Below are 24,793 nucleotides of genomic sequence, written 5' to 3'. Positions count from 1 at the left end.
GAGCCCTAAATCATACAGCCGAGGTGTATTGCTTTGCCAACAAAAAAAACGACTCCAGACATATTCCTAATGATTGTAACATTTACGCTTTTGGCAGTAGGTTTAATCATGGTTTACAGTGCAAGTGCTGTCTGGGCGGACTATAAGTTCAATGATTCCTTCTTCTTTGCGAAACGGCAAATGCTGTTTGCAGGCGTCGGGATCGTCGCGATGTTCTTTATCATGAATATTGACTACTGGACATGGAGGACATGGGCAAAAGTCATATTGATCATCTGTTTCATTCTGCTGATCCTTGTGCTGATCCCTGGAATCGGCAATGTGCGGAATGGATCCAGGAGCTGGATAGGAGTAGGAGCCTTCTCAGTACAGCCATCCGAGTTCATGAAAATCGCGATGATTGCCTTCCTCGCGAAGTTTCTGTCAGAGAACCAGAAGGCGATCACTTCATTTAAGCAGGGACTGTTTCCTTCATTAGGGCTTGTATTTTTGGCATTTGGGCTAATTATGCTGCAGCCGGATTTAGGTACAGGAACCGTCATGGTTGGCACTTCTGTGGTCATCATCTTTATTGCAGGTGCCAGGATCAGTCATTTTGTCGGACTTGGACTGTTAGGGGTGGCCGGCTTTGTCGGATTGATCATTTCCGCTCCATACAGGATGAAACGGATTACATCCTTCCTCGACCCCTGGCAGGATCCGCTAGGAAGCGGCTTCCAAATGATTCAATCGCTGTACGCAATCGGACCAGGAGGATTATTCGGCCTTGGCCTTGGTCAGAGCAGGCAAAAATTCTTTTACCTGCCTGAACCGCAAACGGATTTTATCTTTGCGATTCTTGCTGAGGAGCTCGGGTTCATCGGCGGTTCCCTGATTCTTCTATTATTTTCATTACTGCTTTGGAGGGGGATAAGAATCGCGCTGGGAGCTCCCGATTTATTCGGAACCTTCCTCGCGACTGGGATCATCGCGATGATTGCGATTCAGGTAATGATCAATATCGGTGTTGTAACCGGGCTTATGCCTGTTACCGGTATTACGCTCCCATTCCTGAGTTACGGTGGTTCATCCCTGACATTGATGCTGATGGCTGTAGGGGTGCTGCTGAATATCAGCCGCCACTCGAGATATTAAACTTTTACAAAAACAAAAGACCCTGCCATCAGGGTCTTTTGTTTTTGAATACTTTTCCTCCTGTAAATTATGATTTAAAAAGGAGCCGGAAATTCGGACATCTTCTATGAATATGTTAGGAATATGGCTATGTTCATGCTATATTACATTTAAATAACAATATCTTTAAAAACTGTTCTGAAGTTTAGAATATAGTAGAATAGGGTAAAACCGGGGAGTGCCTTTTTTAGAGGCTCCTTTTTCACAGTCATAATTGACATCACGCAATCCGGAAAAAAACTGGTGTGTAAATGCAAGCGTGATGGACGTGATTAAAAAAGGCTGTTCTCGCATTGATTGTTGCTTTTAGACGAGTACTCGTATTCGGAATAGTAAAGGTATCGGGCGCTTTTCGAGGAGGCTTAAGAACAAGCAATGCTTTATACTCGTAAAAGTACAGGTGCCGGTTTTTACTATTTGTTGAGAGAGTAACAAAGTTAGCGATAGAGTCTTAAAAAAGAGATAAGTTACTGAGGTGTGGAAAATGAAGATTGCAGTTAGCGGCGGCGGTACAGGAGGGCATATTTACCCTGCGCTCGCACTCATAAGGGAAATTCAAAAACAGGATGAAAATGTTGAGTTTCTTTACATAGGGACAGAGAAAGGTCTTGAAAGCAAGCTTGTGCCCAGGGAAAACATCCCGTTCAAATCCATACATATCACAGGGTTCAAACGAAAAATTTCATTTGAAAACGTAAAGACGGTCCTAAGGTTTCTTAAAGGAGTTCGGGACAGTAAAAAAATGCTCAAGGAATTCAAACCAGATGTGGTCATTGGTACCGGCGGCTATGTTTGCGGGCCTGTGGTCTATGCAGCTGCGAAAATGGGCATACCTACAATTGTCCATGAACAAAATAGCGTTCCTGGTTTGACAAATAAATTCCTGAGCCGTTATGTTGATAAAATCGCCATTTGCTTCGAGGAAGCAAGGGAATTCTTCCCTGAGCAAAAGGTTGTGCTGACTGGTAACCCGAGGGCGTCAGAGGTGTTGGGGCAGGATGGAATCAAAGGCAGGTTGTCTGCCGGCCTGAAGCTAAAAATCCCGACAGTTCTCATTTTTGGCGGGAGCAGGGGTGCAAGGCCCATTAATGAGGCAGTCGTAAAAAGCCTGACTGAATTAAGCGGCAAACCCTATCAGGTTTTATATGTAACGGGTGATGTTCATTTTGAAGATGTCCGGAAGGAAGTTGAGCTTGTAGGAAATCCGGAAAACGTCATTATCAAACCTTTCATACACAATATGCCAGAGGTGTTATCCGGGGTAGATTTAACAGTAGCAAGAGCAGGGGCGACTACGTTGGCTGAACTCACTTCATTGGGGATTCCCAGCATATTGATTCCAAGCCCTTATGTAACCGACAATCATCAAGAAAAAAACGCCCGGGCATTAAGTGAAAATGGAGCTGCCAGATTGCTGCTTGAAAAAGATCTCACAGGTCCTAAACTGGTAGAAAGCATTGACCATATTTTGGGCCGTGAAGAGAAACTGGCAGAAATGAAGAAGGCCGCGAAAAAACTAGGCATCCCTGACGCTGCCCAGAGACTGTACCGTCTCATGGAGGAATTGGCGAAAAAGTAGCCTATAGGCATGCAGCTGCATAAACTGTTCAAAAGCTGTATCGTGAAAGGAAGGGTATTATGAAGGATCTAGCTAGCAAACTTAGAGATTTGAGCATCGGTTCGATAAAGGAAAATGAACCGCTCGCAAACCACACATCGATGAAAATAGGCGGACCTGCGGACATACTTATTGAACCTTCATCAATAGAAAATCTAAGAAAAGCGGTTGAAGTCATTAAGGATTCTGGTGTTAAATGGACCGTAATCGGCAGAGGATCGAATCTCCTCGTTTCAGATAAAGGAATTGAAGGTGTTGTCATTAAGCTGGGTTCCGGGCTTGATGATTTGGAGATTGATGGCACAAGAGTGACAGCTGGCGGAGGCCTTTCGCTGGTCAATTTTGCAATCACCATTAGCCGGAAAGGGCTTTCAGGACTGGAATTCGCTGGCGGTATTCCAGGGTCGATCGGCGGTGCGGTTTATATGAACGCCGGAGCCCACGGATCGGATATCTCACAAATCCTCGAGAAAGCCTATGTACTCTTTGAAGATGGCTCTCTTGAATGGCTCTCTAACAAAGAGATGAAATTCTCATATCGGACATCAGTCCTTCAGAAAGAAAGACCAGGGATTGTTGTAGGAGCCATTTTCCAGCTTAAGGAAGGAAATAAGGATGAAATTGTCGCTGAGCTGCAAAAAAACAAGGATTATCGAAAAGAAACACAGCCATATAATTTTCCAAGCTGCGGCAGTGTCTTCAGGAATCCCCTGCCAAACTATGCTGGTAATTTAATCGAAAAATCAGGCTTAAAAGGCCATCAAATCGGCGGAGCGCAAATCTCCGAGCTTCATGCGAATTTCATTGTAAACAAAGGAAATGCCAGGGCGGAGGATGTTCTCGGTCTGATACAGCATGTAAAGGACACAGTCCTCGATTTACATGGTGTGAAAATGGAGACAGAGGTAGAAATTATCGGCCGGAAATAGCAGGAAAGAGGTTCAGGCTGTCAATTTCTGTGATATAATAATTCATTAGATTAGGATGCTTACCTGATAGAAACGGCATGGCCAAATTTTCATGCCGTTGGTTCTTCTTTTCTTAGTGTGCTGCTGTACATACCTTAATTAATTTGAATTTATGGGGTGGCTCCTGATCTATAATTATTATATAAAGATGGCTATAACCTGCATGGGCAAGAAAAAGGAGTTTTCTTCAGAGAAGGGGTTCAGCCGATAAAGAGGGGATTGAAATGGACAAGAGGAAAATCGTCTCGATTGAAGACCGGATTCCAAAGTTAAAACATCAAAGGCGCAAGAAAGCCAATCGCAGGCTTATCATGCTGCTGGCTATGTTTTTTATATTAATAGCCGGTGTTATCTATTTTCAATCGCCGCTTAGCAAGGTGAAGGATATTACTGTTTCAGGAAATGAATCCTATTCTTATGAACATATCGTTGGAAAAAGCGGAATCTCCCTCGACACGAATGTGTGGAAAATCAGCAAGGGTGAAATCGAAGGGGAACTGGAAAAAATCCAGGAAATCAAGCAAGCTAATGTGAACATAAAGCTTCCAAATACAGTCGACATCGTGCTTGAAGAATATAGCAGGCTAGCCTATATTTCAAAGGGGAAGAATTTTTACCCGGTCCTTGAAAATGGGAATATCCTTGGTGAAAAACAGATGGATGAAATACCTGTTAATGCACCCATTTTAATTGGATTTAAGGAAGGGAAAGTCCTGGATGAAATGATCGCTGCATTGGAGGAACTTCCAGAAGTAGTAATGAATTCAATTTCTGAAATCCACTCACAGCCAATCAAAACGGACCAATATCTCATTAAGCTGTATATGAATGACGGTTTTGAGGTGAATGCTTCGCTCAGGACTTTTTCTGATAAAATGGCCCATTACCCATCAATCGTCAGCCAGCTTGACCCTTCCAAGAAGGGTGTGATCGACCTTGAGGTTGGATCTTATTTTAAAGCATATGAAGCAGAGGAAGCTGAGGAAGTTGAAATTGAAAAAGAAAGTGAACAGTAACCGTGTAATTCTTTCGATCGTTTTCCTGGTCTTGGGCTTCATGGTCGCTTTTTCATTCCGTGTCACGCAGGATGAGGGAGAAAAAAGCCAGGGCCTTACGGACAGACAGTGGGAGAAGCACTTAAGTTTGAGGAATGATTTAATAGAGCAGGAGGAAAAAAACCGAGAGCTCCAGAAAGAGTTGAATGCCAAGCAGGAAAAGGTGAGGGAAATAGAAGCCAGTCTTTCCAAAGAGGCTCAAGTTTTCTTTAACATGGCTGAGGACGCTGAAAAATACCGTATGTATCTTGGAAAGGTAAAGGTCAGCGGAAAAGGTGTAAAAGTAACACTGGCTGATGGAGAGTACGACCCTGATGAGAAGAATATCAATAATTATCTTGTCCATGAGCATCATGTATTCAAGGTGATCAATGAACTGTACATTTCAGGTGCAGCAGCTATTGCTGTAAATGGTCAGCGGATCTCACACAATTCCTATATATTGTGTACAGGCCCTGTTATTACTGTTGATGGCTACCAGCATCCTGCCCCATTTGAAATCACTGCGATTGGCGACCCCGATGTTCTTTCCTCCGCTCTTAATATTACCGGTGGGGTAAAAGATCAGCTTGTGAATGATCAGATTGTTTTTTCCTTAGAAGAAAAGGAAGACATTCATATCGATCCAATTTTGGGCAAATGATCAATTTTTGACTTCCCAATTAGGAAAGCCATAAATATTTTGGCAAGGCATTTTTATTATGGATTAGACCATGTAAGAAAAGGCTTTATAGAAAGCAAGGTGAAAGCATTGGGCGGACCAAGGAATCTTAGCTTCAGCGTTATAGCTGCTATCATTGGATTAATGGTCGCCATTCAGTTTCAAACCGTGAAGGAACCGGAAGTCAGGGATACACGTGACACTTGGCAGCTTCGGGAAGATTTAATGAAGGAGAAGGAATTACAGTCCAAGCTGCTTCTCGAAATCAGGTCAAATGAAGAGAAAATTGCTAAGTATGAAACTGAGAGGCAGCAAAGCAAGGAAGAAGTGCTTCGGGAAACACTCTCTGAATTAAAGGAAGAGGCAGGATTGACAGAGGTCACCGGACCTGGCATCACGCTTTCGATAGAACCTGCTTTCAGTCTTATTGTCGAAGGTGGCAATCCACCTTCAGTTTCTCCGGACATGCTCAAAAGGCTGTTGAATGAATTGAACTTATATGGCGCAAAGCATGTCTCCGTAGATGGTGAAAGAGTAATTAATACAACGGTCATCCGGGATATAAACAGGGTGACAAAAATTAATGGCCATTCCTTGAATCGTTTCCCAATAGAAGTAAAAGTGATAACAGAAAATGGTGACGCAGCCGAAAAGCTATACAATCGTATGAAGGTTTCCGCGGTTGCCGAGGACTTCTTCATTGATAATTTGGAAGTCAAGGTGAACAGGCCTGTTGGCGATCTGGTTGTACCTGCGTATCTGGACACAATCAGGATCAGATACATGGAATCTGCTAAAACAGAAAAAGAGGGAGGCAACGGGTAATGTGGCTTCCAATCATGGGATTGGTCATCGGTGTCATCATTGGGTTATTGACCGATATCCGAATTCCGGAAGAGTATTCCAATTATTTATCAATCGCGATCCTTGCTGCCCTCGATACTTTGTTTGGCGGGATTCGCGCCCAGCTGCAAAATATTTATGATGAAAAAGTTTTCGTATCAGGTTTCTTTTTTAATATAGTATTAGCAGCAAGTTTAGCTTTTCTAGGTGTCCATCTTGGTGTAGACTTGTATTTAGCAGCAGTTTTTGCCTTTGGGGTAAGGCTGTTCCAGAATATTGCCGTCATCAGGAGAATAATATTGACGAAATGGTCAACGACAAGTGAAAAGTAGAAAAAAAAATGATATTTTAAAAGGGAAATATTTAATTGTGACGAATAAAGTATTGTAATTAAAAAATAAAACGCAATTAGATAGTAGTTAGAAATTGTTGTTCGAACACTAGGAATTGATGAAGGAGGTGCCACAGAATGAACAGCAATGATATATACGTCAGTCTTGACATCGGTACATCCAGTGTGAAGGTAATCATTGGAGAAATGGTCAATGACACATTAAATATAATTGGTGTTGGCAATGTTAAGTCCGAAGGGTTAAGGAAGGGCTCCATTGTTGATATAGATGAAACCGTTCATTCTATTAAAAGGGCAATCGAACAAGCTGAAAGAATGATAGGTTTAAAGATTAACCAGGTGATTGTTGGTGTCACCGGCAATCATGTTTCCCTGTTGCCATGCCATGGCGTGGTTGCAGTTTCCAGCGACAATCGCGAGATCACGATCGAGGACGTTGCGAGAGTCATTGATGCTGCACAGGTGGTATCGATTCCGCCAGAGCGAGAGATAATAGACGTTATTCCTAAGCAATTTATCGTGGATGGTCTAGATGAGATCAATGATCCAAGGGGAATGATCGGTGTCAGGCTTGAAATGGAAGGAACGATTATTACTGGATCAAAGACTATCTTACATAATACTCTTCGTTGTGTTGAGCGGGCTGGACTTGAGATCGTGGATATTGGCCTGCAGCCGCTTGCGGCTGGAGCATTCGCGCTTTCAAAGGATGAAAAGAATATGGGTGTCGCAATGATTGATATCGGCGGCGGTTCATCAACGGTCGCTGTTTTTGAAAACGGGCACCTAAGAGGTACATCAGTCATTCCGGTTGGAGGAGACCATATCACTAAGGACTTATCAATCGGTTTGCGTACTACAACTGAAGAAGCGGATAATTTAAAATTGAAGCATGGACATGCCTTTTATGACCATGCATCGGAAGAGGAAGTATTCGAGGTTTCAATTATCGGCAGCGACCAGCAGCAGCAGTTCAACCAGCTGGAAGTGGCCGATATCATCGAGGCCAGAATGGAAGAAATTTTCTCCCTTGTCCAGGATGAATTGAAACATATGAACATAAGGGACCTGCCAGGCGGATTTGTCCTGACAGGTGGAACAGCCAATATGCAGGGTGTTCTGGAGCTTGCCCAGGATATTTTCCAAAGCAGGGTAAGAATCGCTATTCCGGATTATATTGGTGTAAGGGAACCCCAGTACACTACAGCAGTAGGCTTAATCCAATTTGCATATAAAAACGCAAAATTAAAAGGAAAGAAAATGGAAGCAGCTTTTAGTGAAATGGAACCAAAAGAAAAGAGAGTTCAAAAACAGCCGCATCCAAAATCGAAGCCTGAGAAACAGCCTGAAGAAAAAGTCACCACAAGAATGAAGAAATTTCTTGGCTACTTTTTTGAATAATCAGAGCTAACAGGAATTCGGCGAATTAGGAGGATTTGTCATGTTGGAATTTGATACGAATTTAGATTCACTTGCTACTATAAAAGTTATCGGTGTTGGCGGCGGCGGAAATAATGCGGTTAACCGAATGATCGAACACGGTGTCCAGGGTGTGGAATTCATCGCGGTCAATACAGACGCACAAGCACTTAACCTTTCCAAAGCTGAAATCAGAATGCAAATCGGCGCGAAATTGACGCGCGGACTTGGTGCAGGAGCAAATCCTGAGGTAGGCAAAAAAGCTGCCGAGGAAAGCAAAGAACAAATTGAAGAAGTGCTAAAAGGCGCAGATATGGTATTTGTTACTGCTGGTATGGGCGGAGGCACCGGTACTGGTGCAGCCCCGGTTATCGCTCAGATCGCCAAAGATCTTGGAGCGTTAACAGTGGGTGTTGTGACTCGTCCATTTACTTTTGAGGGACGCAAGCGTGCTGGACAGGCCGGCGGCGGTATCTCCTCGATGAAGGAAGCAGTAGATACATTGATTGTCATTCCTAACGATCGTTTGCTTGAGATTGTTGACAAGAGCACTCCGATGCTGGAAGCATTCCGCGAAGCGGATAATGTCCTGCGCCAGGGTGTCCAGGGTATTTCAGACCTGATCGCTACACCTGGTTTGATCAACCTTGACTTCGCTGACGTAAAAACAATCATGTCAAATAAAGGTTCAGCCTTGATGGGCATTGGGGTAGCATCAGGTGAAAACCGTGCTACAGAAGCAGCCAAAAAAGCTATTTCCTCTCCATTGCTTGAAACATCACTTGATGGAGCACAGGGTGTCCTTATGAACATTACTGGCGGAACGAATTTGAGCCTTTATGAAGTTCAGGAAGCTGCAGATATTGTTGCTTCTGCTTCAGATCAGGATGTGAACATGATCTTTGGTTCGGTTATCAATGATAACCTAAAAGATGAAATTATTGTTACGGTGATTGCAACTGGCTTCAATGAGGAAGTCGTCCAGCCTAAGCCGACAAGACCAGGTTTTGGCGGACAGCAAAAGCCAGGTATGGGCGCGATCAAGCGCGAACAGCCAAAACGTGAAGAAATCCAGCAGGAAGCACCAAGAAGCAACCAGTCACCACAGGGTGAGGATGCTCTTGATATCCCAACATTCCTGCGTAACCGCAACAGAAGACGCTAATATTATTGCAGAAGGGCATAGCCAAAATGGCTATGTCCTTTTTGGTGTTCCCAAAAATCTATCACATAACATTCCTTAGGCAGTCCAAGAAAAGTATAGTGGTTTCCTATTAAATCCAGGATTCTTTTGCTCTCAGGGATAATAATCTGAAAATTGACAAAATCCGAAGGTAAAAGTGAAAATCTCTGTTGTTTTGTTGCCAGAATATGACACACTTCATAGGCCAATGACGATATACTTTTCCGTAACGGAATGATAGAGCAAAAGCAAACCGTTTAATAAGTGCTTGCCATGTGGCTGCTTACATTACCCGACGCCAGCTTGGTTACAAACGAAATCGGAATTTAATAGGGTTAGCCAGTTTGAAAATGGTATGCTTGCACATTTTAGCAAGTGGAAGCTGGAGTTGGGCTCTGCACATAAGGGCAGAAAAGGCGCTTGCGGATTCTGTACCTGTATAAGCGTATAGAGTTTATACACTTAGATTAGTGTCTAGCTCCAGCGCATAGCCAGTTTTCATCCAGAGAGTGCTTCTTCGAGTACCTTGCGAGAAGCGTTAGCTTTGAGCAGCTCGAGACGTTTGTCTAGCTGCGGCTCCTAACTCCTCGAAACGCTTCGATCCTGCCAATGAAGTCAAAGAGCGACTTCACTGTCAGGCCCTCCAGCGCTTGTCGGAGTTGGACAGTCGCCTACGCTTTTCGAATTGTCTAGTTTCGCCTCCTAGAAACTCCTAAACTTCAACTCCGCCGGCAGGGTCGGAGTCTCCAGTTTCTGTGTTTCTGGGCAGTCGGCTACACATTTAATTTTCGGGTCTGCCCAGTGCAGTCAAAGAACGACTTCACTGGTCGGCTCTCTGATGCACAGGACGTGCAGACCCGCCAGCCACCTGATGTGGCGTTATAGGCGGGCAACGCTTGTCGGGGCTGGCTGACCAAGGCGCTTGCGCTTTTCTTAGGGGGATGAGAGGTGAAGGTATATCTGGATGTCATCTGGGCTCTGAATCTATTATTTGATACATTCCTTCTGTACCTGACTGCCATCATCCTGAAGAGACAGGTTAAGCTTTGGAGATTAGGTTTGGGAGGGGCTATCGGTTCATTGCTCATTATATTAGCAATTACTCCTTTTCATGCTGCAGCGGGGCACCCAGCAGGGAAATTGTTCTTTTCGATCATGATGGTCCTGGCAGCCTTTGGATATAAAAGATTCCGATTTTTCTTAAAGGCGCTCATGACTTTTTATGTAACGACCTTTCTGCTTGGAGGTACCCTGACAGGAGTACATTACTTTATCCAATTTGATATGAACCTGGCATCGAGTGTTGCTATGAATCATATCAAAGGGTTTGGTGATCCAATCAGCTGGCTGTTTGTATTGCTCGGGTTCCCGCTCGCATGGCATTTTTCGAGGCGGAATATTGAACAATTTGAAATGACAAAGATTCAATATGATTCACTGGCAGAAGTAAATGCGAAGTTCATGGAGATGGAGTTCAGCGTAAAAGGATTAATTGACAGCGGCAACCAGCTTTATGACCCTATTTCTAAATTGCCAGTCATGATTTTATCCATTGCAAATTATTTGGATAATATGCCAAGTGAACTTAAAAGGATTGCGGAGGATCCTGATTGTGTTTTGTCAGGAGATGGGAATTTTTCGATTCAGTTGGAAAATCGGATGAGAATCATTCCATGCAAGGTTGTCGGACAAGAGCATCAGTTAATTATTGCTTTTCATCCTGACAGCATTAAGATCACCACAAACGAAGGTACTTTTATTGCTGAAAAGGGTTTAATATCCTTTACTGTACAAGAATTATCGGCAGATGGCAGTTTTCAATGCATTATCCACCCTAAAATGCTGGCAGGGATGGCAAAGTCAGACCGGGCGGAGAAGGTAAGTTAATATTACTATACTCAGAAATACATAATTTAGAAGGAGGACAATCAATGAAAAATTTGCGGCTTCGGTTATCCTATTACTGGTATAAATTATTAATTAAACTAGGCTTGAAAACAGATGAAATATATTATATCGGCGGTAGCGAAGCGTTGCCACCTCCTTTAACGAAAGAAGAGGAAGAAGTGCTGTTGCATAAACTGCCAAAAGGGGATAAAGCAGCTCGGTCGATCCTGATTGAAAGGAATTTGAGACTCGTTGTCTACATCGCACGGAAATTCGAAAACACAGGCATCAATATAGAAGACTTAATCAGTATTGGAACAATCGGTTTAATCAAAGCGGTCAATACCTTTAATCCAGAGAAGAAAATCAAGCTGGCGACCTATGCATCCAGATGTATTGAAAATGAAATCCTCATGTATTTGCGCAGGAATAATAAACTTCGGTCAGAAGTTTCCTTTGATGAGCCGCTGAATATTGATTGGGATGGAAATGAACTGCTGCTGTCCGATGTTCTTGGTACAGATGATGATATTATCACGAAGGATCTCGAGTCCAATGTTGATAAAAAGTTGCTGGTTAAAGCGCTGCAGCAGCTTTCTGACCGCGAAAAGCAAATCATGGAATTGCGTTTCGGACTTGGAAGCGGTGAGGAAAAGACCCAAAAGGATGTCGCGGATATGCTGGGAATTTCACAGTCCTACATTTCACGTCTTGAAAAAAGAATCATCAAACGTTTGCGTAAAGAATTCAATAAAATGGTATAGCAGAAAAATTTTCAGCAAAATATTTTTAATGGTGATAACCGTGATAAAACAACGGTTTTACTGGACAATTCTTCCTGAAACCAGTCCAGGCTTCAGGTAAATAGTGCATATTTTTCCTTCTTGCGGAGATACTGATTTTTGACAGCAGCTCCTGTGAGGAGGGAAAAGATTGACACGAAACAAAGTTGAAATTTGCGGTGTTGATACATCAAAGCTTCCCGTTCTTAAAAACGAGGAAATGAGAAAACTTTTCAGAGAAATGCAAAGCGGTGACATCACAGCAAGAGAGAAACTTGTGAATGGGAACCTGAGGCTTGTTTTGAGTGTGATCCAGCGTTTTAACAACCGGGGCGAGTTTGTTGATGACCTGTTTCAGGTCGGATGTATAGGCCTTATGAAGTCCATTGATAATTTTGATCTCGGACAGAATGTTAAGTTTTCGACCTATGCTGTCCCCATGATCATCGGCGAAATCAGAAGGTATTTAAGAGATAATAATCCAATTAGAGTCTCCCGGTCGCTAAGGGATATAGCCTATAAGGCCCTGCAAGTGCGAGAAAAGCTGATGAGTGAGGCATCCAGGGAGCCGACTGCAGAGGAAATTGCCAAGGTGCTTGAAGTACCGCATGAAGAGATTGTTTTCGCCCTTGATGCCATCCAGGATCCAGTCTCCTTATTTGAGCCGATTTATAATGATGGCGGAGATCCAATCTATGTAATGGATCAGCTAAGTGATGAACGGAACAAGGATACAAACTGGATAGAGGAAATCGCCCTGAAAGAAGGCATGAGACGGCTGAATGAGAGGGAAAAATTAATTTTAAGGAAAAGATTCTTCCAGGGTAAGACACAAATGGAGGTAGCCGATGAAATCGGCATCTCACAAGCCCAGGTCTCCCGCCTTGAGAAAGCAGCCATTAAACAAATGAATAAAAATATACAAAGCTAAGCTGCCTTTTGGGCAGCTTTTTCATTTTCATAGGGTAAGGCTGAAATAAAAGAATGACTGGACATCCAATCTAATCAGTATTGACTGAACTAATTCATACATCTGTATTACCTTCATATAATTTAAAAAAGGGCTGACAAACGCCAAAGTGAAATCCGGAGGGATCTGTATGGTTAAGGTGACAGAATTTCAAGTTAAGGATGTCGTGAATGTTTCGGATGGCAAAAGGCTTGGTAATATAGAGGATTTTGAAATCAATTTAAATTCAGGTAAAATCGAAGCGGTTGTAATAGGGAGTTCTGGAAAGGTGCTTGGATTCTTCGGAAAGGAAGAAGAAGTTGTGATTCCCTGGAGAAACATCCTGAAAATAGGTGAGGATGTCATTTTAGTCCGGTATAAAGACAGCGGTGAATATCTGCAGCAAAATGACAGTGGTGAGTAAGGTCGTAATACTGTTGTATTGCGGCTTGTATGTGATAAACTAGACAAAAACGTGTGAGGTAAAGAAAATGGAGCCATTCATCTTAAAAAGTGAAGAATATTTTGTCATAAAAGAGTGGATGGAACGTTATCCAGGACTTGAAGCAGGGTTCACGACAAAGAATGGTGGTGTGAGCAAGCAGGATGCTTTTACAGGTCTGAACTTCGGTTTTCATGTTGGAGACGAGCAGAATGCGGTTTGCCAAAATCGTCTTCTGATGGCCGATAAGATTGCATTTCCTCTCTCCAGCTGGGTCGGAGCGGAACAAACCCATGATATCCAGATTGCAATGGTCGGACAATCTGCTCAAGGAAGAGGCTCTGTAACTTATGATTCTTCTTTTTCAGGGACGGATGGCTTTATGACAGATGAGCAGGGAATCCTTCTGACACTTTGTTTTGCAGATTGTGTGCCGGTATATTTTATAGAACCAGAGACGAGGTTGATTGGAGTCGCTCATGCTGGCTGGAAAGGAACTGTTCATGGCATTGCAGCCGAGATGATCAGCAAATTTCAGCAAAATGGCGCAAAAACGGAAAAAATTTCTGCCATAATTGGCCCATCAATATGCAAAAAATGTTATATTGTTGATGAGAGAGTCGTCAATTTAGTGAAAAATATACTAGATGGTGTCGATATATTACCATATAATCAAGTCAGTGAAGGCCAATATTCTCTCGATTTAAAGGAAGTGAACCGTCAGATTCTGTTAAAAGCAGGCGTGGAAGACGGGAATATACAGGTTACCGATTATTGCACAAGCTGCCACAGTGAGCATTTCTATTCGCATAGACGGGATAACGGCAGTGCTGGGCGAATGTTGGCTTATATCGGCTGGAAGGAGGATAGCCATCCATAATGAATGTCAGAGAAAATCTGGAGGTTATCCAGAGTCAAATAGCAGATGCCTGTAAAAAAGGCGGGCGCAATCCAGAAGAGGTCAAGATCATTGCGGTTACTAAATATGTTTCACCAGAAAGGACCCAGGAAGCAATTGATGCAGGTGTCACCCATCTTGGTGAAAACCGGGATGAAGGACTGCTTCACAAAATTGGCCACTTAGAGGACAAGCCTGTATGGCATTTTATCGGGACACTGCAAACGAGAAAAGTGAAAAACATAATTGAACATGTTACATATATTCATTCATTGGACAGGCTTTCGCTTGCGAAGGAAATAAACAAGCGGTCCGATTCAAAAGTGAATTGTCTTATTCAGGTCAACGCATCCGGTGAAGAGAGCAAGCATGGGTTGGGACCGGATGAAGTCATTGGTTTTGTACAAGACCTGAAGCAGTTTGATAACATCCAGATCAGCGGATTGATGACGATGGCTCCCCTCACTGAGGACCAGCAAGTGATCAGGGATTGTTTCAGGACACTGAAGAGTCTCCAGGCTGAAATACAGTCGCTTCAACTTGAAAATGCACCATGTGATGAATTGTCAATGGGAATGTCAAATGATTTTCAAATAGCTGTTGAAGAGGGATCCACAATGGTGCGCATTGGCACTGCATTGGTAGGGAACGAATCGGAGGTGCAATAATATGAGCTTAAAATCAAAAATTAAGACATTTTTTTTCCTGGAAGATGAATATGACTATAATGATGAGGAAATGCTCGAGGAAGAAGCGGAGCCTTTCAAGCCCAATAAACAGCCTGTCCAGCAAAAGCAGAATGTGGTAAGCCTGCAAAGTGTGCAAAAATCCTCCAAGGTTATCCTCATGGAACCGAGGATGTACGCTGAAGCCCAGGAAATCGCTGACCATTTAAAAAATCGCCGGGCGGTCGTTGTGAACCTGCAGCGTATCGAACAGGATCAGGCAAGGCGCATAGTGGACTTCCTTAGCGGAACAGTTTATGCAATCAGCGGTGATATCCAGCGGATCGGCATGAATATATTTTTATGTACCCCGGATAATGTGGAAGTCACAGGAAATATTTCTGAGCTGATGCAGGAGCGGGATTACCAAGAGTCGAGGTGGTAGATTAAATGGATTTAGTAATAAGTATAATAGCTCAGTTAGTTAGTCTTTATCAGTGGGCCCTGATTATTTATATTTTCATGTCATGGTTCCCTAACGCAAGAGAAACGGCAATCGGACAATTTTTGGCGCGTATTTGCGAACCATTCCTGGAGCCTTTCCGCCGGATTGTTCCTTCAATTGGCATGATTGATATATCACCAATCGTCGCTTTCCTTGTATTGCGTTTTGCTGTCAGCGGCTTGTATCAGCTGGCTGCATGGTTTTAATAAGGATATTCTTGTCTTGCAGGGTCTGAATCAGGCCCTGCTTATTTTCTATCAAGGTAATAAAAGGAGTACATAAATGTCTATTTACCAGCATTTTCGTCCTGAGGAAAGGGAATTTATCGATCAGGTCATTAACTGGAAAGAATATGTTGAGCAAAATTATGCTCCGAAACTGACTGATTTTTTGGATCCAAGAGAGCAGCAGATACTTTCAACGGTCATAGGCAAGCATCCTGATGTAAAATGGGAGCTATTTGGCGGTGCTCCTGGGACTGAAAGAAAACGTGCATATCTATTTCCTGAGTACTTGGAAGCTAAAGAAGAGGATTTCCAGGTGAAGCTTTTCCGAATTGATTATGCAAAAAAGTTTGTGAATATCGAACACCGGCAAGTTTTGGGCAGCTTGATGTCCCTCGGCTTGAAGCGAGGGAAATTTGGAGATATCCTGATTGATGGAGATGACGTGCAATTTTTTGCGGCTGAGGAAATCGCCGATTACATCCGGCTGCAATTAGAATCGATTGGCAGGGCATCGATTGGGTTGTCAGAGCTTCCGCTTGAAAAGGCTGCGGCTATTGCTGAGGAATGGAATGAAATAAGCACGACCGTTTCATCATTGCGTCTGGACACCGTCATGTCGGCTTTATTCAATCTCTCTAGGCAGAAATCCCAGCTGCTTATCCAGCATGGACAAGCAAAGGTTAATTGGACAGGTATTGAAAATACAGCATTTGAATGCGGCGAGGGGGATGTTATATCTGCACGAGGATACGGGCGTGCGAAAATCATCACAATCGAAGGAAAAACAAAAAAAGATAAATATCGAGTTATTGCCGGAAGAAAAAAATAATTATATAGTTATAGAAGAAGGATTTTTAGTGTTTTTGTCGAATCATTGCTTTAAGTACATATAGGATCATAACTTTATGGGAGGTGGCGTAATGCCTTTAACGCCGTTAGATATACACAACAAAGAATTCAATAAGGGATTTCGCGGGTATGATGAAGATGAAGTGAATGAGTTCCTTGATCAAGTTATCAAGGACTACGAACTAATAATCCGAGAGAAAAAAGAGCTGGAAGAAAAATTGAATGAAATGAATTCAAGGCTTGGACACTTTACCAACATTGAAGAAACATTGAATAAATCAATCGTGATCGCCCAGGAAGCGGGAGAAGAAGTTCGCCGCAACGCACAAAAAGAAGCGAAGCTGATCATTAAGGAAGCTGAAAAGAACGCTGACAGAATCATCAACGAATCCTTATCCAAGGCACGTAAAATCGCTTTGGAAATCGAAGAGTTAAAAAAGCAGTCTAAAGTGTTCAGGACAAGATTCAAGATGCTGATCGAAGCGCAGCTTGATATGCTGAACACAGATGACTGGGATCACCTGCTCGAATATGAATTGGATTCAACAGAATTAAAGTCAACTGCGCGGGAAGAAGAAGATTCACTGGCTTGACGCGGGGGAGTTATTTCGCATATAATTTCATAACAAAGTGCAATTACATGACAGAAACGATGACAGGGACAGTATGGCGTTCCAGTTGCTTGCTTTTCAGCGAAATGGGGAAGGTGGGAGCCCATTGCAAGCGGATAGCCAGAAAATCACCCGATAGTTCCGAGCTGAACATCCTATTAGGACCAGTAAGCACAGGCGTGACATTCGCGTTAAGAATGCTAAGAGGACAGTATGATGAATACTTGTCTATTTAGGGTGGTACCGCGGGAATAAAACCTTCTCGTCCCTTTTCAGGGATGAGGGGTTTTTTTTATTTTCCAAAAATCGTTTTCTTTCATGATTGCAACGGAAAAATAGGAGGAACAATTAATGGAGTACAAAGATACTTTACTCATGCCGAAGACCGAGTTTCCAATGCGCGGAAACCTTCCGAACAGGGAACCAGAAATCCAGGCAAAATGGGAAGAAATGAATATCTATGAAAAGGTTCAAAAACACACCGAAGGGCGTCCGCTGTTTATCCTGCATGATGGACCTCCCTATGCCAATGGAGATATCCATATGGGGCACGCACTAAATAAGATCCTCAAGGATTTTATCGTCCGCTATAAATCAATGAGCGGTTTCAGCTCGCCTTATGTACCAGGCTGGGATACTCACGGCTTGCCAATCGAGCAGGCGCTGACGAATAAGGGCGTAAAACGCAAGGAAATGACGGTTGCCGAGTTCAGGAAGCTGTGTGAAGAATATGCTTACCAGCAGATTGAAAATCAGCGTGAACAGTTCAAACGTCTGGGAGTTAGAGGCGACTGGGAAAACCCTTATATCACTTTGAAGCCTGAATATGAAGCACAGCAAATTAAAGTATTCGGCGAAATGGCAAAAAAAGGTTACATCTACAAAGGCAAAAAGCCTGTCTACTGGTCACCGTCAAGTGAATCTGCACTTGCAGAAGCCGAGATTGAATACCAGGATAAGCGTTCTGCATCCATCTATGTTGGCTTCCGGGTAAAAGACGGCAAAGGCGTACTGGACCAGGATGTTGAAATCATCATCTGGACAACAACTCCATGGACGATCCCTGCTAACCTTGGAATTTCCGTACATCCTGATTTGACATACGTTGTGGTAAAAGCTGACGGCAGGAAATTCCTTGTAGCTGAAGATCTTCTTGAAGCAGTAACGAATGAAATTGGTTGGGAAGATGCTGCAACAGTTAAGAAGGTTGCTGGAAAAGAGCTTGAAGGCGTTCTTGCACAGCATCCATTATACGGCCGAGATTCACTTGTCATGCTAGGCGAGCACGTTACAACAGATGCCGGTACTGGATGTGTCCACACTGCACCTGGACACGGGGAGGATGACTTCCATGTTGGCCAGAAGTACGGCCTTGAAGTTTTATGCCCTGTAGATGATAAGGGTGTAATGACAGCTGAAGCAGAAGGCTTTGAAGGTCTATTCTATGATCAGGCAAACAAGCCAATCACAGAAAAACTTGAAGAAGCTGGTGCTTTGCTGAAGCTAAGCTTTATCACACACTCATACCCGCATGACTGGAGAACGAAAAAACCTGTTATCTTCCGTGCTACGGCACAGTGGTTTGCGTCCATCAAAGACTTCCGTGGTGAATTGCTAAAAGCTGTAGAAGAAACAAAATGGGTTCCGGCATGGGGCGAGACAAGATTATTCAATATGGTCCGTGACCGGGGTGACTGGTGTATTTCCCGTCAGCGTGCATGGGGCGTACCAATTCCGGTATTCTATGCAGAAAACGGCCAGGAAATCATCACGGATGAAACGATCGAACATGTTTCAAACCTGTTCCGTAAGCATGGTTCTAATATCTGGTTTGAAAAAGAAGCGAAGGAATTGCTCCCTGAGGGATTCAGCCACCCTGGCAGCCCTAATGGCCAATTTACAAAAGAAACGGACATCATGGATGTTTGGTTCGATTCAGGTTCATCCCATCAGGCAGTTCTTGTAGAGCGTGATGATCTCCAGCGCCCGGCGGATCTTTATTTGGAAGGATCTGATCAATACCGAGGCTGGTTCAACTCATCATTATCAACAGCAGTTGCCGTAACAGGAAAAGCACCTTACAAGGGTGTCCTAAGCCACGGTTTCGCCCTTGATGGTGAAGGCCGCAAGATGAGTAAATCTATTGGTAATGTAGTCGTGCCTGCGAAGGTTATGAACCAGTTGGGTGCCGATATCCTGCGTCTCTGGGTTGCATCCGTCGATTATCAATCCGACGTCCGTGTTTCTGACGCGATCCTGAAGCAGGTTGCTGAAGTGTACCGTAAAATCCGTAATACATTCAGATTCTTGCTTGGCAACCTTTCGGATTTCAACCCTGAAACAGATGCTGTGCCATTCGAGCAGCTGCGCGAGGTTGACCAGTTCATGCTCGTGAAGTTGAACAAATTGATCAAGTATGTGCGCAATGCATATGACAATTATGAATTTGCAGGCGTCTACCATGCGGTCAACAACTTCTGTACGCTTGATTTGAGTGCATTCTACCTTGATTTTGCCAAGGATGTTCTTTACATTGAAGCTTCAGGCAACGCTGAGCGCCGCGCAATCCAGACGGTGTTGCACGAGAGTCTGATTGCATTGGTTAAGCTTACTGCACCGATTCTTTCCCACACAGCAGATGAGGTATGGGGATTCATCCCAACAGCGAAGGCAGACAGCGTCCAGCTGACAGATATGCCGGAAGCGAAGGAAATCGCAGATGCGGAAGCGCTTGAAAAAAAATGGAATGCATTTATGAAACTTCGTGACGATGTTCTAAAGGCACTTGAAGAAGCAAGGAACTCAAAAGTGATCGGTAAATCGCTGACAGCAAAGGTTTCTTTATACGTAAACGACAGCACAAGAGAGCTTCTGGATTCAATCTCTGAAAACTTAAGCCAGCTGTTCATTGTTTCAGGATTCGAGGTACCCGGAAGCTACGATCAGGCGCCTGACAATGCGATCAAGCTAGAAAATGCAGCGATTGTGGTTACAAAGGCTGAAGGTGAAACTTGCGAAAGATGCTGGGTTGTCACACCAGATGTCGGCAAAGTCGAAGAACATCCAACACTATGTGAACGATGTGCAACGGTTGTAAAAGAAAATTACTAATTGATTTGTGGACTCCGGATATTTATCCGGAGTTTTTTTTTGCCAAATATCTTCCTGCTTGGGAAATCCTGCAGTACATGTAAAAAGTTAAGTTGAGTCAGCATGACGCCTGTGGAAATAATAGCTGTAAACAGGAACGGGGGCAGATACATGGAAGGTAATCTCGATTACATTTACAAAGAGCTCCGCGAAACGAGAACAGAATTGTTAGCGTACCTGAATGACGGCCAGAAAGACGAAAGGATTTTGCATTATATAAATGATGAACTTCACGATATCGAAGCAGCGCTGGAAAAAATGGAAAATGGCGAATATGGGAAATGTGAAGTATCTGGAGAATACCTGCCATACGAAGTTTTGCAGACCATTCCAACAGCTAAATCAGCTGTGGAGTTAGACCAAATTGAACAATACTACCGTAAGCCGATCTATTCGTGAGATTCATTCTTGATATGGCATTTAAAATGTGATTGAATTTTCGGAATGAGAAGAGTGGATTAAAAAATTAGTTGTCACTGGAAAAATCTTTAAAAAATTTCCAAGTCGCCAATAAAAATGGATTTTCGCCAATAACCAGTTCGTTATCGCCAATAAAATGAGTTTTTCGCCAATATAAATCGGAAATCGCCAATAAAAAGTTAAAATCGCCAATAAAACAAGACCAGTACAATCACTGTAAAAATACTAGCCAAAATCACCAGTTTAAATTTAAATTTCTCGGTTATAAGCTGATTTACCACTTTTTAAAAGTCAGGAACATAACTAAAACTTATAAAATCTGTCGTTTTTTAAAAAATAGAAGCATATTCATCAATTTGAGAACTGTCCAGCTCCAGCTCCTACCCCCTCGAGACGCTTCGAGGCCCTCCAGCGCTTGTCGGGGGTGACCAGGCGCTTGCGCTTTTCTTAATATGTGCTAAAATGCAAAGGTAATGAATTGCTGTGAATGTGGAGGTTACCTTTGTGTTTTATTACATAATTGCACTGTTTATTATTTTGCTTGACCAGGTTTCTAAATGGTTTATTGTCAAAAACATGGAGCTTGGGGAAAGCATAAAGGTCATAGAGAATTTCTTGTACATCACTTCACACCGCAACCGTGGTGCTGCATGGGGAATCCTGCAGGGGCAAATGTGGTTCTTTTATGTCATTACCATCATTGTGGTGATTGGCCTTGTCGTCTATATTCAAAAAGCAGCTAAAGGCAAACTTCTGCTGGGTGTTTCGCTTGGTTTTATGCTGGGCGGGGCAATTGGGAACTTTATCGACAGGGTATACCGAAAGGAAGTTGTTGATTTCATCAACACCTATATTTTTGGATACGATTTCCCTATCTTCAATATTGCTGATTCTGCGCTGGTGATCGGTGTAGGATTGTTGATGATTGACATGATCAGGGAAGAGAGAGAGGCGAAAAGAAAAGCTTATGGAGAAAATGGAACACATCATCAGTGAGGAACAGGCTGGTGACAGAATAGATAAAGTGGTATCTACACTTGATCCGGAATGGTCGAGGAGCCAGGTACAGCAATGGATCAAGGACGGGAACGTTCTTGTCAATGGAGCTCAAATCAAAACAAATTATAAATGCAGCTTGAATGATCAGCTGGAAATCAACATCCCGGAGCCTGAAGCGTTGGATGTAATCGCAGAGGAAATGGACCTTGAGATTTATTATGAGGATGCAGATGTCCTTGTTGTGAACAAGCCCAAAGGAATGGTCGTCCATCCAGCGCCTGGACATATGACTGGAACTCTTGTAAATGGGCTCATGGCGCACTGTAAGGATTTATCTGGTATCAATGGCGTGCTCCGACCGGGAATCGTCCACCGGATTGATAAGGATACCTCCGGACTTTTGATGGTGGCAAAAAATGATATGGCACACGAAAGCCTGGTGAACCAGCTGGTGGCCAAATCTGTTACTCGCAAATACAAGGCGCTCGTACATGGAACTATCCAGCATGATCATGGTACAATTGACGCTCCGCTTGGGCGCGATCAAAGGGACCGCCAGAGCATGACAGTTGTCGATAATGGCAAAAATGCGGTCACCCATTTTAATGTTCTCGAACGCTTCAAGGACTTTACTTATGTGGAATGCCAGCTTGAAACAGGCAGGACGCACCAGATTCGTGTCCATATGAAATACATCGGTTATCCGCTGGCCGGAGACCCTAAATACGGACCGAAAAAGACGCTTGATATTGGCGGACAGGCTTTGCATGCTGGCCTGCTTGGATTTGACCACCCAAGGACGGGGGAGTATCTGGAATTTGAAGCTCAGCTCCCTGAGTATTTCGTAAACCTCTTAATTGATTTAAGAGAAAATCGTTGACAAAGTTCAACATCTATTTTAAGATGACTATAGTTTAATAAGTCCTTTAAAGACAGTCCCGTGAGGCTGAGAAGGAAACGGATTTGCAATAGGCATATGATGTATGCTCTGCTGCATGCTAACACCACACGTTTACCCTCTTGCCGAAACAGGCAAGAGGGTTTTTTACTTGTCCGTTTTCAAACCATAGAAAGAGAAGGAGTGAAAACAAATGACTGAAAAAGCGGTTGTGCTCGATAACCAGGGAATCCGCAGGGCACTGACGAGGATTGCTCATGAAATCATCGAAAGAAACAAAGGAATCGAAGACAGCGTCATTGTCGGGATCCGTACCAGAGGAATTTATATCGCCAAAAGGCTGGCGGAAAGAATCCGTGAGATCGAAGGAGCAGATATCCCGGTGGGTGAGCTTGATATCACCCTGTATCGCGATGACTTGACGAAGAAGACGGATGATCAGGAGCCTGAGGTTAAAGGATCGGATATCCCAGTCGACATCTCGAATAAAAAAGTGATTCTGGTTGATGATGTTCTTTATACAGGCAGGACAGTCCGAGCGGCGATGGATGCATTGATTGACATTGGCCGGCCGGCGACCATTCAGCTTGCTGTGCTGGTCGACAGAGGACACAGGGAGCTGCCGATCAGGGCAGACTTTGTAGGCAAGAACATCCCGACCTCAAGTGCGGAAAGAATCGTCGTTGAGCTGCAGGAAGTAGATGAAGAAGAACGCGTAAGCATTTTTGAAAAATAAATAATGCCCTTTTAAATGCAGTCCAGAGAGGCTGAAAAGGGGGAACGCATGGCTGATGGCTTTGTGCGGGTTTTTTTAGACCCATACCCTCTTTGTATCTACTGGCAAAGAGGGTTTTTTTGTACAAAAGAGAGGAGATAAAAAAATGAATAAACCAATCTTAGACATTAAAGATGTACCATCACCATTTCAATGGTTCACACTTAGCCTTCAGCACTTATTCGCCATGTTTGGCGCGACAATTCTTGTACCTTACCTTGTCGGCTTAAGTCCGGCCATCGCCTTGATTTCAAGCGGCCTTGGAACGATCGCTTTCCTGATTATCACTAAATTCCAGGTTCCGGCTTACCTTGGATCATCCTTCGCGTTCATCGCTCCGGTCATCGCTGCTAAAGCAGGCGGAGGACCTGGTGCAGCGATGATTGGAACATTCCTTGCCGGTCTGGTATACGGAATCGTAGCCCTGATCATCAAGAAGGCAGGCTACCGCTGGATCATGCGTCTGCTGCCACCGGTCGTCGTGGGCCCAGTCATCATTGTCATTGGACTCTCACTGGCAGGAACAGCGGTCAGCATGGCAATGAATGTCCCTGGGACTACGGAGTACAGCTTGATTCATTTCTCTGCAGCTTTAGTAACTCTTGCAGCAACAATCGTCTTCTCAATTTACGGAAAGGGAATGCTCAGCATGGTCCCCATTCTTGCCGGAATCATAGTGGGGTATTTATACTCCATGGCAATAGGAATTGTGGATTTCAGCGGAGTTAAAGAAGCGGACTTTTTCGAGATGCCAGACTTTATCTTCCCATTCGTTCATTACAATGTAAGTATCAGCTGGGAGATCGTCATGCTGATGGTTCCAGTTGCAATCGTCACTTTGTCAGAGCATATCGGCCACCAGCTAGTACTGAGCAAGGTTGTCGGCAGAGACTATATCAAAGAACCAGGTCTTCACCGCTCCATTATGGGTGATGGTATGGCGACGATGATTTCCGGTTTGATCGGCGGACCGCCAAAGACGACTTACGGCGAAAACATCGGTGTCCTTGCGATTACTAGAGTGTACAGCGTATATGTCCTGCTTGGCGCAGCTATTATTGCGACAGTATTCGGATTCATCGGCAAAATTACGGCATTGATCAGCTCAATTCCAACACCGGTTATGGGCGGCGTCTCAATCCTGCTGTTCGGGATCATCGCTTCATCAGGTTTGAGAATGCTTGTGGACAGCAAAATAGACTTTGGCAACACAAGAAACCTGGTCGTCTCATCAGTCATCCTCGTAATCGGGATTGGCGGAGCATTCATTAAGCTGAATGAAAACTTCGAAATACATGGCATGGCTTTAGCGGCCCTGATTGGTGTCATCCTTAACCTGGTCCTGCCTGGACGCCCGGAACTAGAAGAAGATATGTTTGATATGGAAACTGAAAAAAAAACTGAGGAAAAGAACGATGTAGCATAGTTCCACCTTTTAAAGAAGTCCAGAGAGGCTTAGAAGGG

The 24,793-nt window shown here is 43.7% G+C and carries 25 protein-coding genes and 1 other annotated feature; all 25 genes read left to right on the top strand.

Going from position 1 to position 24,793, the window contains the following annotated elements; translation table 11 throughout:
- The first annotated feature begins 33 nt into the window (after positions 1-33).
- A complete protein-coding gene (spoVE, locus tag J7E37_RS04715; protein WP_215022742.1) occupies positions 34-1,134 on the top strand; it encodes a stage V sporulation protein E in 1,101 nt (366 codons plus the stop codon).
- A gap of 523 nt (positions 1,135-1,657) precedes the next feature.
- A complete protein-coding gene (murG, locus tag J7E37_RS04710; protein WP_214777328.1) occupies positions 1,658-2,752 on the top strand; it encodes an undecaprenyldiphospho-muramoylpentapeptide beta-N-acetylglucosaminyltransferase in 1,095 nt (364 codons plus the stop codon).
- Between the two features lie 59 nt (positions 2,753-2,811).
- A complete protein-coding gene (murB, locus tag J7E37_RS04705; RefSeq protein ID WP_215022740.1) occupies positions 2,812-3,720 on the top strand; it encodes a UDP-N-acetylmuramate dehydrogenase in 909 nt (302 codons plus the stop codon).
- A gap of 263 nt (positions 3,721-3,983) precedes the next feature.
- Positions 3,984-4,775, top strand: a complete 792-nt coding sequence (locus J7E37_RS04700) for a cell division protein FtsQ/DivIB (protein WP_215022738.1) — start codon at positions 3,984-3,986, stop codon at positions 4,773-4,775.
- Positions 4,723-5,457, top strand: coding sequence for a DUF881 domain-containing protein (locus J7E37_RS04695; RefSeq protein ID WP_214777322.1), 735 nt, complete (start codon positions 4,723-4,725; stop codon positions 5,455-5,457). The genes J7E37_RS04700 and J7E37_RS04695 overlap by 53 nt, the downstream gene beginning before the upstream one ends.
- Before the next feature lie 162 nt (positions 5,458-5,619).
- The gene (locus tag J7E37_RS04690; RefSeq protein WP_215022921.1) at positions 5,620-6,300 is read left to right on the top strand and encodes a DUF881 domain-containing protein; all 681 of its coding nucleotides are present in this window, start codon (positions 5,620-5,622) and stop codon (positions 6,298-6,300) included.
- Positions 6,300-6,650: a small basic family protein gene (locus J7E37_RS04685; protein ID WP_023614986.1), complete on the top strand. Its 351-nt coding sequence runs from the start codon at positions 6,300-6,302 to the stop codon at positions 6,648-6,650. The genes J7E37_RS04690 and J7E37_RS04685 overlap by 1 nt, the downstream gene beginning before the upstream one ends.
- Positions 6,651-6,787: 137 nt before the next feature.
- Entirely contained in the window at positions 6,788-8,071 is a 1,284-nt protein-coding gene (gene ftsA / locus J7E37_RS04680) for a cell division protein FtsA (protein ID WP_214777320.1), read from the top strand.
- 40 nt (positions 8,072-8,111) lie between these two features.
- Positions 8,112-9,254, top strand: coding sequence for a cell division protein FtsZ (gene ftsZ, locus J7E37_RS04675; protein WP_214777318.1), 1,143 nt, complete (start codon positions 8,112-8,114; stop codon positions 9,252-9,254).
- A gap of 966 nt (positions 9,255-10,220) precedes the next feature.
- Positions 10,221-11,159, top strand: coding sequence for a sigma-E processing peptidase SpoIIGA (gene spoIIGA, locus J7E37_RS04670; protein WP_215022736.1), 939 nt, complete (start codon positions 10,221-10,223; stop codon positions 11,157-11,159).
- A gap of 44 nt (positions 11,160-11,203) precedes the next feature.
- On the top strand, positions 11,204-11,923 hold the full coding sequence (sigE, locus tag J7E37_RS04665) for an RNA polymerase sporulation sigma factor SigE (RefSeq protein ID WP_214777313.1): 720 nt from the start codon (positions 11,204-11,206) through the stop codon (positions 11,921-11,923).
- Positions 11,924-12,092: 169 nt separating this feature from the next.
- The gene (gene sigG / locus J7E37_RS04660; RefSeq protein WP_144474803.1) at positions 12,093-12,872 is read left to right on the top strand and encodes an RNA polymerase sporulation sigma factor SigG; all 780 of its coding nucleotides are present in this window, start codon (positions 12,093-12,095) and stop codon (positions 12,870-12,872) included.
- A gap of 169 nt (positions 12,873-13,041) precedes the next feature.
- Positions 13,042-13,314 (top strand): YlmC/YmxH family sporulation protein, encoded by a 273-nt coding sequence (locus tag J7E37_RS04655; RefSeq protein ID WP_214777308.1) that lies wholly within the window; start codon positions 13,042-13,044, stop codon positions 13,312-13,314.
- Between the two features lie 67 nt (positions 13,315-13,381).
- The gene (gene pgeF, locus J7E37_RS04650) at positions 13,382-14,212 is read left to right on the top strand and encodes a peptidoglycan editing factor PgeF (protein WP_214777305.1); all 831 of its coding nucleotides are present in this window, start codon (positions 13,382-13,384) and stop codon (positions 14,210-14,212) included.
- Positions 14,212-14,898 (top strand): YggS family pyridoxal phosphate-dependent enzyme, encoded by a 687-nt coding sequence (locus J7E37_RS04645; RefSeq protein WP_215022734.1) that lies wholly within the window; start codon positions 14,212-14,214, stop codon positions 14,896-14,898. Before pgeF ends, J7E37_RS04645 begins: the two co-directional genes overlap by 1 nt.
- A 1-nt stretch (position 14,899) precedes the next feature.
- On the top strand, positions 14,900-15,340 hold the full coding sequence (locus tag J7E37_RS04640; RefSeq protein WP_102262124.1) for a cell division protein SepF: 441 nt from the start codon (positions 14,900-14,902) through the stop codon (positions 15,338-15,340).
- 5 nt (positions 15,341-15,345) lie between these two features.
- The gene (locus J7E37_RS04635) at positions 15,346-15,606 is read left to right on the top strand and encodes a YggT family protein (protein WP_214777302.1); all 261 of its coding nucleotides are present in this window, start codon (positions 15,346-15,348) and stop codon (positions 15,604-15,606) included.
- 76 nt (positions 15,607-15,682) lie between these two features.
- Positions 15,683-16,456 carry a YlmH family RNA-binding protein gene (locus tag J7E37_RS04630; protein WP_214777300.1) on the top strand — a complete coding sequence of 258 codons (774 nt, stop codon included), beginning with the start codon at positions 15,683-15,685 and terminating at the stop codon, positions 16,454-16,456.
- A gap of 91 nt (positions 16,457-16,547) precedes the next feature.
- Positions 16,548-17,069, top strand: a complete 522-nt coding sequence (locus J7E37_RS04625) for a DivIVA domain-containing protein (protein WP_214777298.1) — start codon at positions 16,548-16,550, stop codon at positions 17,067-17,069.
- 50 nt (positions 17,070-17,119) lie between these two features.
- Positions 17,120-17,360 (top strand) — a binding site (T-box leader).
- A 78-nt stretch (positions 17,361-17,438) separates the two neighbouring features.
- Entirely contained in the window at positions 17,439-20,198 is a 2,760-nt protein-coding gene (gene ileS / locus J7E37_RS04620) for an isoleucine--tRNA ligase (protein WP_215022732.1), read from the top strand.
- Between the two features lie 150 nt (positions 20,199-20,348).
- Positions 20,349-20,636, top strand: a complete 288-nt coding sequence (locus J7E37_RS04615) for a TraR/DksA C4-type zinc finger protein (protein ID WP_215022729.1) — start codon at positions 20,349-20,351, stop codon at positions 20,634-20,636.
- A gap of 525 nt (positions 20,637-21,161) precedes the next feature.
- Positions 21,162-21,653 (top strand): signal peptidase II, encoded by a 492-nt coding sequence (lspA, locus tag J7E37_RS04610; RefSeq protein WP_215022727.1) that lies wholly within the window; start codon positions 21,162-21,164, stop codon positions 21,651-21,653.
- Positions 21,625-22,536 (top strand): RluA family pseudouridine synthase, encoded by a 912-nt coding sequence (locus J7E37_RS04605; protein ID WP_215022725.1) that lies wholly within the window; start codon positions 21,625-21,627, stop codon positions 22,534-22,536. The genes lspA and J7E37_RS04605 overlap by 29 nt, the downstream gene beginning before the upstream one ends.
- A gap of 211 nt (positions 22,537-22,747) precedes the next feature.
- The gene (gene pyrR, locus J7E37_RS04600) at positions 22,748-23,290 is read left to right on the top strand and encodes a bifunctional pyr operon transcriptional regulator/uracil phosphoribosyltransferase PyrR (protein WP_214777287.1); all 543 of its coding nucleotides are present in this window, start codon (positions 22,748-22,750) and stop codon (positions 23,288-23,290) included.
- Positions 23,291-23,435: 145 nt separating this feature from the next.
- Positions 23,436-24,755: a solute carrier family 23 protein gene (locus J7E37_RS04595; protein WP_214777285.1), complete on the top strand. Its 1,320-nt coding sequence runs from the start codon at positions 23,436-23,438 to the stop codon at positions 24,753-24,755.
- Positions 24,756-24,793 lie beyond the last annotated feature (38 nt).

The organism is Bacillus sp. ISL-39 (assembly GCF_018613295.1).
Lineage (GTDB): Bacteria > Bacillota > Bacilli > Bacillales > Cytobacillaceae > Mesobacillus.
Note: the sequence above shows the minus strand (reverse complement) of the source record. Positions and strands in the feature narration are given on the sequence as shown.